The sequence below is a fragment of the Bradyrhizobium sp. CCBAU 051011 genome (genome assembly GCF_009930815.1).
Lineage (GTDB): Bacteria > Pseudomonadota > Alphaproteobacteria > Rhizobiales > Xanthobacteraceae > Bradyrhizobium.
Genome location: NZ_CP022222.1, coordinates 5100964 through 5114329, shown reverse-complemented (window position 1 = coordinate 5114329; position 13366 = coordinate 5100964). Strand labels below are relative to the sequence as shown.

14 protein-coding genes and 1 pseudogene are annotated in these 13366 nt (G+C 63.8%); 2 read left to right on the top strand and 13 right to left on the bottom strand.

Translation table 11 applies throughout. From position 1 onward, the window contains the following. Nucleotides 1-6: 6 nt before the first annotated feature. From ACH79_RS23790 to ACH79_RS23740, 12 genes are all read right to left on the bottom strand, one after another. On the bottom strand, nucleotides 7-387 hold the full coding sequence (locus ACH79_RS23790) for a gamma-butyrobetaine hydroxylase-like domain-containing protein (protein ID WP_202639022.1): 381 nt from the start codon (nucleotides 385-387) through the stop codon (nucleotides 7-9). A gap of 14 nt (nucleotides 388-401) precedes the next feature. Continuing rightward, nucleotides 402-557: a hypothetical protein gene (locus ACH79_RS43100; RefSeq protein ID WP_202639021.1), complete on the bottom strand. Its 156-nt coding sequence runs from the start codon at nucleotides 555-557 to the stop codon at nucleotides 402-404. A gap of 32 nt (nucleotides 558-589) precedes the next feature. After that, nucleotides 590-1612 (bottom strand): formate dehydrogenase subunit gamma, encoded by a 1023-nt coding sequence (locus ACH79_RS23785; RefSeq protein ID WP_161853184.1) that lies wholly within the window; start codon nucleotides 1610-1612, stop codon nucleotides 590-592. Nucleotides 1613-1680: 68 nt separating this feature from the next. After that, nucleotides 1681-2277 (bottom strand): formate dehydrogenase FDH3 subunit beta, encoded by a 597-nt coding sequence (gene fdh3B / locus ACH79_RS23780; protein ID WP_028348819.1) that lies wholly within the window; start codon nucleotides 2275-2277, stop codon nucleotides 1681-1683. A gap of 14 nt (nucleotides 2278-2291) precedes the next feature. Next, complete coding sequence (locus ACH79_RS23775) at nucleotides 2292-5258, bottom strand: formate dehydrogenase subunit alpha (protein WP_161853183.1); 2967 nt, start codon at nucleotides 5256-5258, stop codon at nucleotides 2292-2294. 13 nt (nucleotides 5259-5271) lie between these two features. Continuing rightward, nucleotides 5272-5487: a hypothetical protein gene (locus ACH79_RS23770; RefSeq protein WP_161853182.1), complete on the bottom strand. Its 216-nt coding sequence runs from the start codon at nucleotides 5485-5487 to the stop codon at nucleotides 5272-5274. Nucleotides 5488-5520: 33 nt separating this feature from the next. Continuing rightward, nucleotides 5521-6309, bottom strand: coding sequence for a molecular chaperone TorD family protein (locus ACH79_RS23765; protein ID WP_161853181.1), 789 nt, complete (start codon nucleotides 6307-6309; stop codon nucleotides 5521-5523). A 128-nt stretch (nucleotides 6310-6437) separates the two neighbouring features. Further along, complete coding sequence (locus tag ACH79_RS23760) at nucleotides 6438-7133, bottom strand: DUF3306 domain-containing protein (RefSeq protein ID WP_161853180.1); 696 nt, start codon at nucleotides 7131-7133, stop codon at nucleotides 6438-6440. Next, nucleotides 7130-7642 carry a DUF3305 domain-containing protein gene (locus tag ACH79_RS23755; protein WP_161853179.1) on the bottom strand — a complete coding sequence of 171 codons (513 nt, stop codon included), beginning with the start codon at nucleotides 7640-7642 and terminating at the stop codon, nucleotides 7130-7132. Before ACH79_RS23755 ends, ACH79_RS23760 begins: the two co-directional genes overlap by 4 nt. 22 nt (nucleotides 7643-7664) lie before the next feature. After that, nucleotides 7665-8687: a DUF6352 family protein gene (locus tag ACH79_RS23750; RefSeq protein WP_161853178.1), complete on the bottom strand. Its 1023-nt coding sequence runs from the start codon at nucleotides 8685-8687 to the stop codon at nucleotides 7665-7667. Continuing rightward, entirely contained in the window at nucleotides 8684-9259 is a 576-nt protein-coding gene (locus ACH79_RS23745; protein ID WP_161853177.1) for a DUF6505 family protein, read from the bottom strand. The genes ACH79_RS23750 and ACH79_RS23745 overlap by 4 nt, the downstream gene beginning before the upstream one ends. 7 nt (nucleotides 9260-9266) lie before the next feature. Further along, nucleotides 9267-10022: a biotin/lipoate--protein ligase family protein gene (locus tag ACH79_RS23740; RefSeq protein ID WP_246738084.1), complete on the bottom strand. Its 756-nt coding sequence runs from the start codon at nucleotides 10020-10022 to the stop codon at nucleotides 9267-9269. Nucleotides 10023-10239: 217 nt separating this feature from the next. Between ACH79_RS23740 and ACH79_RS23735 the strand changes: the two genes are divergently transcribed. Then, nucleotides 10240-12231: a 4Fe-4S binding protein gene (locus tag ACH79_RS23735; RefSeq protein WP_246738083.1), complete on the top strand. Its 1992-nt coding sequence runs from the start codon at nucleotides 10240-10242 to the stop codon at nucleotides 12229-12231. Further along, a pseudogene (locus ACH79_RS23730) lies at nucleotides 12173-13090 on the top strand (Mrp/NBP35 family ATP-binding protein); the annotation flags it as partial. The gene ACH79_RS23735 and the pseudogene ACH79_RS23730, both read left to right, overlap by 59 nt. Before the next feature lie 19 nt (nucleotides 13091-13109). On the opposite strand, the gene ACH79_RS23725 reads toward ACH79_RS23730, so the two are convergent. Beyond that, nucleotides 13110-13343, bottom strand: a complete 234-nt coding sequence (locus ACH79_RS23725) for a hypothetical protein (protein ID WP_161853174.1) — start codon at nucleotides 13341-13343, stop codon at nucleotides 13110-13112. Nucleotides 13344-13366: the final 23 nt, after the last annotated feature.

Sequence of the window (13366 nt, the reverse complement as noted above, 5' to 3'; positions counted from 1 at the left end):
CGGCCCTCAGCGTACGCCCGGCCTGTCGCGGTCGAGCCCCTTGGCCTTGAGGTCGTCGAGATAATCCTGAAAGCGCCGTTCGGCATTGAGGCCGAGTTCGCGCAGGAACGTCCAGGAGTAGATGCCAGTCGAGTGCATGTCGTCGAATCCTATTCTGACGGCATAATTACCGACCGGATCGACCGAAAGAATGGCGACGTTGCGCTTCCCGCCGACCGTCTTGCGCTCGGCCTCGGAATGCCCCTGCACCTCCGCGGACGGACTGGTCACCCGGAGCAATTCGGCGGCAAGGTCGAAGGTGCGGCCATCGTCAAAGGCTACACGCAAGGAGCGGCGGTCCTTCGGCAACCGGATCTCGACCGGCCACGCCAGCGCAACGTCAGGCACGCTCACCGCCGGCGTCAGCCCGGGCCGATCAGATTATGGCCGGGATCGCCGACCCTGGCGCCGCTGGTGGTAAAGGCTACGGAGCTCGATTCCTGAAAGGAGTTGAGCACCATCGCGACGCCGACCGCAGCGACGACTGCGAATGCTACAGCCGCAACAAAGGATTTCATGTCACTTCACCTTTCACTTGAGCCGGGCCGGATCATTCGGCCGGCACGGCCCGGGCGCTATCGGCGGGCGCATTGGCCTTGCGCTGCTCTTCCTCGACCCAGAGCGCGTGGTGCTCCTTGGCCCAGTTGAGATCAACCTCGCCCGTACCCATCGCGTCGAACGCCCCTTCCATGCCGATCGAGCCGATATAGATGTGCGCCAGCATTACGGCGATGAAGAGCATCGCGATCACGGCGTGGATGACCGTCCAGAACTGAAGCGCGGTGACGTTGCCAGGCAGATAGGGGAAGAGCAGGAACCAGCCGGACACCGACATCAGCACGCCGCCGATGATCACGATCCAGAAGATGCCCTTCTGGCCGGCGTTGAAACGCTTGGCCGGCGGATGCTTGCCGTTGGACAGCAGCCCCCCGCCCTGCTTGATCCACTCCAGATCGAGCTTGCCCGGGATGTTATTCTTGATCCAGATCAGGAACATGATCAGGACACCCAGCATGAAGGGGAACGCCAGATAGTTATGCGCAAGCTTGGCCCAGGCCGACATGGCCGCAAAGGCGTCCGGACCGAACAAGGGCAGGATCAGGGTGCGGCCGAAGCTGACGTTCAAACCTGAGAGCGCCAGAACGACGAAGCAGCTTGCCGTAAGCCAGTGGACGAAGCGCTCGAAGCTGTTGAAGCGCAGGATCGTCCTCCCCGAAAATCCCTGCTGCACGCGAATTCGTCCGCGCACCATCAGGAAAATCGCCAGCACGACGAGCATTCCCAGAATGGCAATGCCGCCGATCCAGGGCAGCTTGCTGCGCTGGAAGTCACGCCAGTCGCGCCCGGCGGGCTGGATCAGATTGGCAGCATTTCCATCGGGGATCGATACGCGCCCGGAGATCTTGTCGCCCTCCTTGAGCGCGTTCAGAAGCTTGTCTTCCTGAACAGCCTCGGCGGTCGGCTTGAACGAGATCTGCGCGGCTGCCGGATGCGCGAGAACGAACAGCAGAGCGAACGCGGCGAACAGCGGCTTGAAGACCGCGAACCTGAGAATTGAAATTGAGCCTGGCATTTGCACAACGCCTTTCGATTATCGGAATTACGCTTGTGCCGCCGCGCCGGGGCGCGGCGGCCGTTGCATCAGCCGGTCGGTGAATCGCTGTAGGCCGTCTTCCAGCCCCACATGCCTGAGCCGTAGCCGCGCTTCATCACCCGCTCCTTGTAGATTTCGGCGATGATCGCGCCGTCTCCGGCGAGCAGCGACTTGGTCGAGCACATCTCGGCGCAGATCGGCAGCTTGCCTTCGGCCAGACGGTTGGCGCCGTATTTGGCGTATTCGGCCGGCGTCGAGTCGGCTTCCGGCCCGCCCGCGCAATAGGTGCACTTGTCCATCTTGCCGCGCGATCCGAAGTTGCCGACCTTCGGATATTGCGGCGCGCCGAACGGACAGGCGTAGAAGCAGTAGCCGCAGCCGATGCACAGGTCCTTGGAATGCAGCACGACGCCGTCGGCGGTGGTGTAGAAGCACGACACCGGGCAGACCGCGGCGCACGGCGCGTCCGTGCAATGCATGCAGGCCATGGAGACCGAACGTTCGCCGGGCTTACCGTCATTGATGGTGACGACGCGGCGGCGATTGATGCCCCACGGCACTTCATGTTCGTTCTTGCAGGCCGTCACGCAGGCGTTGCACTCGATGCAACGGTCGGCATCACAAAGAAATTTGACGCGAGCCATGATCTATTCTCCTCTCACGCCGCTTGAATCTGGCACAGGGTCACCTTGCCCTCGTGCATGCCGGTGACCGGGTCGTAACCGTAGGACGTGATCGTGTTGACGCTTTCGCCGAGCACGATCGGATCGGCACCCTTCGGATACTTGCCGCGCTGGTCGACGCCCTGGAACCAGCCGGAGAAGTGGAACGGCATGAACGCCACGCCCTTCCCTACCCGGTCGGTGACCAGCGCCTTGACGCGGGCCTTCGAGCTGTTTTCGGGGCCGTAGACCCAGACCCAGCCGCCATCCTTGATGCCACGCTCGGCGGCATCCGAGGTGTTGACCTCGACGAACATGTCCTGCTGCAACTCGGCGAGCCACTTGTTCGACCGGGTTTCTTCGCCGCCGCCTTCGTATTCGACGAGGCGTCCCGAGGTCAGGATGATCGGGAATTGCTTGGCCAGTCCCTTCTCCACCGCCGCCTTCTGGATCGAGAAGCCGAGATTGGCCATGCGGAACTGACGCCCGTCCGGACGCGTCGGGTATTTCGCGACCAGATCGGGCCGCGCCGTGTAGATCGGCTCGCGATGCACCGGCACGGGATCGGGCAGATTCCACGCCACCGCGCGGGCCTTGCCGTTGCCATAGGCCATCACGCCATGCTCCAGCGTGACACGAATGATGCCGCCGGACAGATCGACCGCCCAGCCGACGCCATCAGGATTGTTGCCGCCGATCTTTTGGATGGTGGCAAGTTCATCCGCGGTGAGATCCTTGTCCCAGCCGAGCTTCTTGAGCACGCCGTAAGTGAACTCGGGGTAGCCGTCGGTCAGTTCGGAGCCCTTGCTGTAGGAGCCTTCCGAAAGCATGTTGACGTTCTTCACCGAACCGTCCGGCTGCTTCTCTTCATAGACCACGCCGAAGCGGGCGCGGAACGTGCCGCCACCGTCCTTAGCGTGAAGGTTGGTGTTGTAGAGCGTATGCGTGCCCGGATGCTTGATCTGCGGCGTGCCCCAGCACGGCCACGGCAGGCCGTAATAGTCGCCGCCGATCTCGGGCTCGTCTGCCTTGGCGCGCAAGGTCACCAGGTCGAACTTGCCCTGATTCTTCATGTGCGCCTTCAGCCGCTCCGGCGACTGGCCGGAATAGCCGGTCGAGAAGCCGCCACGGTTGATTTCGCGGAGCAAGTCTTCGGGAGACGGACGATCGTTCTCGACCTTGATGTTCTTGAACATCTTGTCGGCGAAACCGAGCTTCGCCGAAAGCCGATAGATGATCTCGTAGTCGTCCTTCGATTCGAAGATCGGCTTGACGATCTGCTCGCCCCACTGCAGCGAGCGGTTGGAGGCGGTACGCGAGCCCGAGGTCTCGAACTGGGTGCAGGCCGGCAAGAGATAGGTGCCGTTCTTGCGCTCGGAGATCGCGGCAAAGGTCGTCGGATGCGGATCGGCGACCACGAGCAGTTCGAGCTTTTCGAGGCCTTTCACCATCTCGGTCATGCGCGGCACGGTATTGCCGCCGTGGCCCATGACGACCACGCCCTTCACGGCATCGCGCTGGTCGACGTCATCAGGGTTGGAAAGCGTCGCATCGAACCAGCGGGTCCACGGGATGCCCGGCAGCTCCATGTTCTGCTTGCGGGTGCGCGCCGGACGGCCCGCTTTCGCCGGAACTTCATCGAAACGCGACTGCAGATAATCGTATTCGACTTCCCAGACGCGCGCCCAATGCTTCCAGGCGCCCTCGACCAGGCCGTAATAGAGCGGCAGCGTCACGATATCGAGGCCGATATCGGTCGCGCCCTGCACGTTGCAGTGGCCGCGGAAAATGTTGGCGCCGCTGCCGAACGAGCCGACGTTGCCGGTGGCGAGCAACAGGTTGCAATAAGCGCGGACGTTGGCGGTGCCGACGGTGTGCTGGGTGCCGCCCATGCACCAGACAAGGGTCGATGGCTTTTGCTTTGCGAAAGTCTCGGCAACTTTCTTCAACTGCTCGCCGGGAATTCCGGTAACGCGTTCGACTTCTTCCGGCGTCCACTTCGCGACTTCGGCACGGATCTGGTCCATGCCGTAGACGCGTTGCTTGATGAATTCCTTGTCTTCCCAGCCATTGTTGAAGATGTGGTGCAGCATGCCCCATATCACGGCGATATCGGTGCCGCCGCGGAACCGGACATATTCGGTGGCGTGGGCCGCGGTACGCGTAAAGCGCGGATCGAGCACGAACACGTTGGCGCGGTTAAGCTCCTTGCCGGAGAGGATGTGCTGCAGCGACACCGGATGGGCTTCGGCCGCGTTCGATCCCATGAAGACGATCGTCTTCGAGTTGCGCATGTCGTTGTAGGAATTCGTCATCGCGCCGTAGCCCCAGGTGTTGGCGACGCCGGCGACGGTGGTCGAATGACAGATGCGAGCCTGGTGATCGATCGAGTTGGTGCCCCAGAACGCCGCGAACTTGCGGAACAGGTAGCCGCCCTCGTTGGAGAATTTCGCGGAGCCGAGCAGGTAGACAGAGTCCGCGCCCGACTTGGCGCGAATCTCGAGCATCTTGTCGCCGATCTCGTTGATGGCCACGTCCCACGAGACCCGTTGCCACTCGCCGTTGACCAGCTTCATCGGATATTTTAGCCGGCGGTCGCCGTGAACGAGTTCACGCACGGCGGCGCCCTTGGCGCAATGCGAGCCGCGGTTGATCGGGCTGTCCCACGCCGGCTCCTGGCCGACCCAGACGCCGTTCTGCACTTCGGCGATCACGGTGCAGCCGACCGAGCAGTGCGTGCAGATGTTCTTTCTGATTTCGGTCGGCGCGCCAACCTTCTCAGGGCCGGCCTGCGCCTTGCGCACCGAGCCGAGCGGCATCAGGCCGATCGCGGCGCCCGCACCGGCCGCCAGACCGGAGCGCCGCAGGAACGTACGGCGGTCGAGAATATCAGACGCGAGGCCGGCGGCGATTCCCTGCAAACGCGCCCTGCCCCCGGATCCATCTTTTCGCTTCATCAACATGTGCGTGGTCCCATCAATAGCGGTTGACGCGATAGAAGTTCTTGACGTGATCGGTTTCCTTGTAGCGGGCCTTGACGCGCTCGGCCTGCGACTCGTCCGCTGCCGCCTCGCCGCCAGTGAGCGGCACAACGGCTGCTGCAGCGACCGCTGAACCGCCCATCAGAAACAGGCTGCGCCGATCCACCCCTGTGGCCCGTGACTTGCCCTTGCTGTCAGATGGCTTGCTCATTGCGATCTCCTTCATAGTTCTTGCCTTTCGCCGTCACTCGGACAGCGTGAAGGCCTCGGATTCCAATTCGATGAAGACACGGCCGGCGCGGCCGACGGCGCGGTAGAAGCGCGCCGATGGCGACATTTCCAGATCGGCGAACATCCGCGCCGCCCACGGCTTGAGATGCCGTTCGAAAAAACGTGCCTGTTCGGCGAACTCAGCCTCGAAGTCGTTGCGTGCGAGGCCAGCCATGACCTCGAGCAGAATGGCGATGTGATCTTCCGGCTCCCGCGAGGTGCCGGCGCGCTCGATCCCGAGCATCCGCAGATCCTCGCGCACCCGCGCCAGCGGGCGCTCGTGAAGAAAGCCCGTCAGATAATAGGAGGCATAGGGCAGCAGTTCGCCGCGGCCGAGCCCGATGAAGAGATCGAAGAACTCCTTGCTGACGGCGCGATCATCGGCCTGCGCTGCTGCCGCTGCGAGTTCGATATGCGCCATGCCGAGATCGGAGCCGTCGCCCTTCAGCGTAGCAACCCGCCTCAGCGTGTCCGCGTCCGGCGCCTTGCCGAGCAGCAGCGACAGCAGGCCGTATTCCGCGGCACGCAGTTGATCGATCTCGTCAATTTCCGGTTTCGATGTCACCTGATGCTCGGATGATCCATAGAGATCGGGCCGCAGGACGAAACGTTCCACCTGCGTCAGCGCCTCGACGGCGAGAACCCGTTCTGCGGGAATGCGCGACCAAGCCGAGACCGACGGCTGAGCAACGCCCAGTCCCCGCGCCAGCGACCCAACGCCACCTGCTGCTTTGATAGCTAGTTCCAGTCCGGCATCACGCATGGTGCTACCGATTTCTCCCCGCCCACTCGCGCCCACCCGTGTCCCCGGGCAAACAAACTTAGAACTGGAATTATTCCAAGTAGGGATTCTCTAACATAGGCTTGGGCTATGTCCGCAAAAACTTTTGTCTAAACAATCGGTTTCGCGGTGCCATGACGTCGCACTGGTTGCTGCGGCGCAACAGGTTGCACCGGCTGGGTCTCTTCGGCCAGCGCGGGTTTGCTGGCATCATTATTGGCCGAAACGGCTTCCATCTCCGCCGTCGGTTCCCCGGACCGTCTGAGCGACGGCGCCGGGAGATCTTCTTGCGGTTCTGTCGGCGGTTCCCGCTCGGTCAGCTCTGCCGGAGAGCCAGCCGCCTCATCTTTGGAACTTGCACCGGAACTTGTCGCTTCGGCCGCAGGGCCGCCCATGATCTGCGCGACCAGACGCGCCACATCGACGCCCGGACCGAGCTCGCCGCCGCCGGGTACCCCACCCGGCGCATTCCAGTCATAGGCATAGTCGAGTGCGGGGCTGACATAATTGCGAATCGCTGGATCGAGCGCCCAGGATTTTCGTAAGGCCGCATTCCGCAACTGTTCGGGAACGCCCTTGCGAAGAAAGGAGGTGATATCGGTGGTTTCCGTCAGCTCCTCGAGCTTTGGCAGGGACGAGAGATCAAACTCGGGCTCCTCGGGTTGCGCCGCCGGCGGATCTGACGTTTCGACGGCTTGCGCAGCCGGCGGGTCCGGCTTCGGCTCGGCCTGTTTTGCCTCCTGCTTGCGCTGCGACCATCGCGCCAGAAAGCCCTTGTCCCGATCGGCCTCATCCGGACCACTCATTTGCGACCCGTCCTCTCATCCGGCCCGCCGCCGGGCACACGCGGCCGATCGCCGCTGGCGCGATCCCGCTTGCGCTTGTGGAACACGCGTTCGACATGAAATTCATCGACGAACGCAGCAATCCATGCGGCGATTTCCGACGGCATCGGCACTGTGCCGATCACGTCGCAGCCGCTTTCGAACATCGCCTCCCCTTCAGTCGGGTCGGCGGTGACTTTCGTCAATTCGAGTTCAGCGCCGCCGTCCTGGCGGCGCAACGCGACCCAGATGCGCGGCGCGCCGTCGGCGAGGTTATCGCGATAATTCGCCGTCTCCGCACTGAAGAGATCGATGCTGGCCGCCCCCGCATAATATGTCGTCGCATCGGCCTCGGTGGACAGCGCGGTCCATGGCGCGGTCGCTGGCACCTCATCCAGAATCATCGCCGGCGACCACAACTGGTCGATCCAGGGATTGTCGATCGAACGGCGTCGCACCACCACGCCGACCTGCCGGGATGCTTCGGTCATACCAGACCCTCCCTTCGGTGGATCATGTGGCGTTCGCAGTCGCCGCAAGCGGCAGACCCGCAACCAGATTTTGCGGCTTTAGCCGCACCACCTTGTCCGCGCCCATGGCGAGGATGAGATAGACGGGCTTGTTGCCGACCCGCTCATCCACCAGCCGCGCATCTTCGAATGTCAGCCGCATCAAGGCCACGATGCGCTCGGCGACGCCGCCCTCCAGCCGCTCGCCGCGCCACAGCGCATTGCCGATCCGCGTCGCCTCGCTGTCGAGGCCGATGAACCAGCGCCAGTCGCGATCCTCGATCGAGGCAATTGTTTCGACGTTGACGGTAATACCCAGCAAATGAGCAATCCAGCGCTCGATGACCCGGCACAGCCCGGCGCGCGCTTTCTTGTTGCCGCCAAGATTCATGACCATCGCATGCGCATCCGACCGCGACCAATAGGTCCAGGCGTTTTCGTCGTCCATGACATCCATCTCGCCAAAGGACTTCGGCTGCTGCAGCATGGCCGTCAGCGGCGATGAATGCAGGTCGTGCTGGGCATGCTGCTCGGCCTCGATCACCTCGGCATCGGCCAGCAGCAACGTGCCTTCGTGAATGGCCGCGAGCTGGCTGCGATAGAACAGTTCGGCCGCCCGCAAGATATAAGGATCGTCGCAGCCTTCGAGCGCGTTGCGCAGGATCAGGTGGCACAATTGCGACAGGAAGATCGGCGGCAGATCGCCGGCCCCCTTGCGGGCCAGTGCGACATAAACCGCCTCCAGCGACGGCGCAGCCATCAGCCGGTCGCGGAAATTCACCATGAAGGCCCAGTTTTCGCGCGCATCCGCGTCGGCGAGCGCGGCGATATCGGCGCCTGACACCGGGCGCAGCGGATCGGCCATCAGGCTCTCATGCAGGTGTAGCTCGGCCTCGCAGGCGTCGGCCGGGGGCAGCAATTCAGGCCGCGCCAGATAGGCCATGATAAGCTCGGGCGTCGCCACCAGCCCGCCATGATCGGCGCGGCGCGTGAGGTGATGGCCCGAGGCGACCCAGAATTCTCTCATGTACGATCCGTCGTCTTGCCGTCGGTTCTGATTAGTCCGCGAAGATCGACCTCATCAGCAGGTTCATCATCGCCTTCGACTTCATGGAAGGTAAAGGCGCTGGCATGGGCGTGCAACCGGTCGGCATCTGCGGCACCTAAGCGCGGCTTCAGCGTCCGAAAGCGTTCGCGGATTTCGCCATTCTCGACGCTGCGCTGCACGGCCAGCAGGGTCTGCGGCGGATGATCGCAGAGCGAGCCTGCGAACGCGATCTCCTCCTCGGCCGCAAGACGCGCGGCATGCGCATCAGGCGCGCCGAATTTATCCATCAAATGCCCGGCGAGCCGCTCGATCATCGCCTGCCGTTCCGCTTCGGTTGCTTCGGTGACGACGGCAAGGGTCGACCATCCGAGACTGTCGATCCCAAGAAAGCCCGAACGGAGCGCCACGCGCTGCTTCTGGCCAAGCGTCGCCGGATCCCGGTTCCAGTATATGAACGCGCCGGAAACCGCCCATTCGCCGGGTTCCGCCGCTCGCTCGAAAACAAAGGTATCGGACGGGTCCAGCCTGATGGTTCGCGGAAACTTCAACATGTCCGCCTCATTCGAATTTCGGACCCCGCGCCTGCGGATCATACCAACTGGCCCTCGCCAGCGCATCCACGAGGCTGCTCCGCTCCGGCGCTGCGCTGCCGGCAGGCGGCCTCACCAGAAGATCGCCATTGACGTCGATGCCGCGGCGCTCACCGGCTTTGTTCTTGGGAAGCCGCTCCAGATAGTCCCGCGCGATCGCCTCGAAGCCGCGCTCTTTCCAGCGGTCGAACGCGGTCATCAAATGGCGGCTGAAGCTTTCGATGATCGCATCGGTCTCTACCATCTCGAAACCTTCGCTCAGCAGGGACACGCCGGAGGCGGCCTGCACCTCCGGGATATGCGCCATGGCGGCCGCGCGCAGGATCACGCCGAACACGAGCCAGCCCGGCACCTCGTCTTCGGCGCAATCCGAAGGCCAGGCCAGTCGTCCGCCGCCGAGCAACCCGGCGTCGAACCTGATAGCGTCGGGCCAATCGAACGCGACCTCGCGTTCCGGCGGACAATGGGCGGCGATCGCATCCGCCAGCGCATTCATGCCGGCAAAGAACGCCCGGCGCGCCGAGCTGAGCGGCTCGTCCGGCTCAAGCACCACCGCGAACTCGACCAGATCGTAGCGGCGCACCCATACCAGCGTCCCGGCTCCCGCCTCCGCCGCGATCTCGCGCGCATGGGCAAAGGCGTCGCCGAGCTCGCGCAACGCGACCAAAGTATAACCGGGCGGCAGATCGAGCGTCTGTTCCGTATCCCCGAGACGAGCGATCACGAAGAACTATTCCCTCATGGCTTCAGGCCGCTTGTGTATGCTATCCCGCACTAGCTGGCAGCGCGAGCGGCCTTATATCTATCTTGCAGATATCCGCCCGAGCGGTTACCGCAGAACCACGGGGTGAAGCAACCGCCTCGCTTGGAGCAAAGGTTCAAGGTAGTTCAAAATGAGTGCGGCGACGTCTCGTCTCCTGATTTGCAGTTGCGAGAAGACCATGCCGCTCGATGCGGAAGCGATCGGCCGTGGCTGCACGGCCAAGATCACGCAGGCGAACCAGCTTTGCGGCCTCGATCTCGACCGCTTCAAGGAGGCGCTCGCCGCAGGCACGCCGATCACGGTTGCCTGCACCCAGGAAGCGCCATTGTTTCGGGAAGTCGCGGAAAATTCGCCGCAAGCCGAGCTCACCTTCGTCAACATCCGCGAGACCGGCGGCTGGTCGAAGGATGCCGCTTCCGCCGGTCCGAAAGCCGCCGCGCTGATCGCGGCGGCAAGCGAAGAGATGCCGCCGCTACAGCTGGTAACGCTTGAGAGCAGCGGCGTTGCGCTGATCTATGGCCGGGATGAAATCGCAATCGAGGCAGCCCAACGTCTCGCCGACCGGCTCGACATCACTGTGCTTCTGACCAAACCCGGCGACGTGACCCCACGGCGCGCGAACGAATTTCCCGTGCTCAAGGGCACGATCCGCAACGCCCGCGGCCATCTCGGGCAATTCGAGCTTGCGATCGACGATTACGCGCTGCCGTCCCCGTCCTCGCGCGCAAAGCTCGTGTTCGGGCCTTCGCGCGATGGCGCGACGTCGACCTGCGATCTGATCCTCGATCTCTCGGGCGGAACGCCGCTGTTTCCCGCGCATGAATTGCGCCCCGGTTATTTGCGCGCCGATCCGCGCGACAAGGCCGCCGTCGAACGCGCGATCGCGGATGCCGGTAACATGGTCGGCACTTTCGATAAACCGCGCTTTGTCAATTTCGAACCGTCGCTCTGCGCGCATTCGCGCTCGTCCATCACCGGATGCACGCGCTGCCTCGATTTGTGTCCGACCGGCGCGATCACACCGAACGGCAACGCGGTTGCGATCGACGCCAATGTCTGCGCCGGTTGCGGCTCCTGCGCTTCCGTGTGCCCAACGGGTGCTGCGTCCTACGCATTGCCGAGCGCGGACGCCCTGATGCGGCGGCTGCGGACGCTGCTGCAGACCTATCGCAAGGCCGGCGGCAGCGATGCGGTGGTGTTGTTTCACGACGGCGAGCACGGCGAGGACATCATCGATGCGCTGGCGCGGTTCGGCGACGGCTTGCCGGCCAACGTCCTGCCGCTGCGTGTCAACGAGGTGACGCAGATCGGGCCGGAGATCATTGCTTCCGTGTTCGCCTATGGCGGCTGCGGCGCCGCGCTGCTGACGCGCGCCAAGCCGCGCCACGATATTACAGCCCTTCGCCGTGCGGCCGAAACATCGGACACCATCATCTCGGCGCTCGGCTTCGGCACCGGCCTGGTCCGGATCATCGAGACCGACGATCCGGACCAACTGCGCGCCGCGCTGGATAGCGCCCCTCGCGGGATCGCCACGCAAAGGCCGGCCGGCTTCATGCCGCGAGGCGCGAAGCGCGGCGTGCTGGAGACGACGTTTCGCGAGCTTCACCTCGCAGCTCCCACGCCGGTCGACGTCGTGCCGCTGGCGCCCGGCGCGCCGTTCGGCACCGTGAACCTGAATGTAGACGGCTGCACGCTGTGCCACGCCTGCGTCACCGCCTGCCCGACCGGTGCGCTATCGGACAATCCCGATCGCGCGATGCTGCGCTTCACTGAAAGCCTGTGCGTGCAGTGCGGGCTGTGCCAATCCACCTGCCCCGAGAAAGTCATCAGCATCGAGCCGCGTCTGGACTTCCAGGCCTGGAATACGCCGCAGCGCGTGCTGAAGGAGGAAGAGCCGTTCAACTGCATCGCGTGCGGCAAGCCCTTTGGCACCAAGAGCTCGATCGATCGCGTGCTGGCCAAACTCGGCGGCGAGCGGCACTGGATGTTCCAGGGCGCCAATGCGAAACGTCTCGACGTCATCAAGATGTGCGCGGATTGCCGCGTCGAAGCCGTGGTGAACGAAAGCTTCGACCCGCATGCGGTGCCGCAGCGCCCGCCTGTCATGTCGACCGAAGATTATTTGCGCGCGCGCGAAGCAAAGAAGGACGATCCGCTTGGATCGTGAGCAGCCAGTGCCCGCCACCCCGCCAGATCTGAAGGCCCGCGCGACGTCGAAAGCGGCAGGCATTCCCGGCGTCAAGCATGTCATCGCGGTTGCCTCCGGCAAGGGCGGCGTCGGCAAGTCCACCACCTCCTGCAACCTCGCGCTCGGCTTTGCCGCGCTCGGACTGAAGACCGGCATTCTCGACGCCGATATCTACGGTCCGTCGCAACAAAAACTGTTCGGACTGCGCGGCAAACCGCGCCAGCTCGGGCCGCGCATGCTGGAGCCATTGGAGCGATTCGGCGTCAAGGTGATGTCGATCGGCTTTCTGGTCGAGGAAGACAACGCCATGATCTGGCGCGGGCCGATGGTGATCTCGGCCATTACGCAGTTGCTGCGCGAAGTCGCATGGAACGATCTCGACATTCTCGTCGTCGACCTGCCGCCGGGCACCGGCGATGCGCAACTCACCATGGCGCAACAGGCGCCGCTCGCCGGCGCCGTCATCGTCTCGACGCCGCAGGACCTCGCCCTGATCGACGCGCGGCGCGGCATCGCGATGTTTCAGAAGGTGAGCATCCCGATTCTGGGCGTGATCGAAAACATGTCGAGCTTCTGCTGCCCGACCTGCAACCACGTCACGCCGATCTTCGGTCACGGCGGCGCGCGGACGGAAGCCGAAAGCCGCGGCATTCCCTATCTCGGCGAAATCCCGCTGGATATGCAGATCCGCCAGACCTCAGACGAGGGCCGCCCGATCGTCGCGGTAGAGCCCGACGGCATCCACGCCAGGCATTACATTGCCATCGCGCGCGACATCTGGACCGCTATTGTCACCGGCGCGGCACATCGGCCGCCGCCGCGCATCGTCATCGAATAGACGCACGCGCGTCGGCAATTCACGGGCTCATGAAGACCGGATTGACCTGCTCCGCTCCGTCGACAAGGCCGAGCGCTTGCAATTCATCGCGGTACAGATCGATCACGAGAATCGACAGCAGCAAGAAAAGAGCGGCGGCGACGTAGATCAAAAGCGGCGAGGCAGAACGGTCGGTCGCATCGCGCTGCGCAGCCGTCCGCCCCCGGGAACAGCTCCAGAACGGAGCCAGCAGAGCCCGTAAGGCATCAAACATTCGGCCCGTTCTTCGCTGCATCG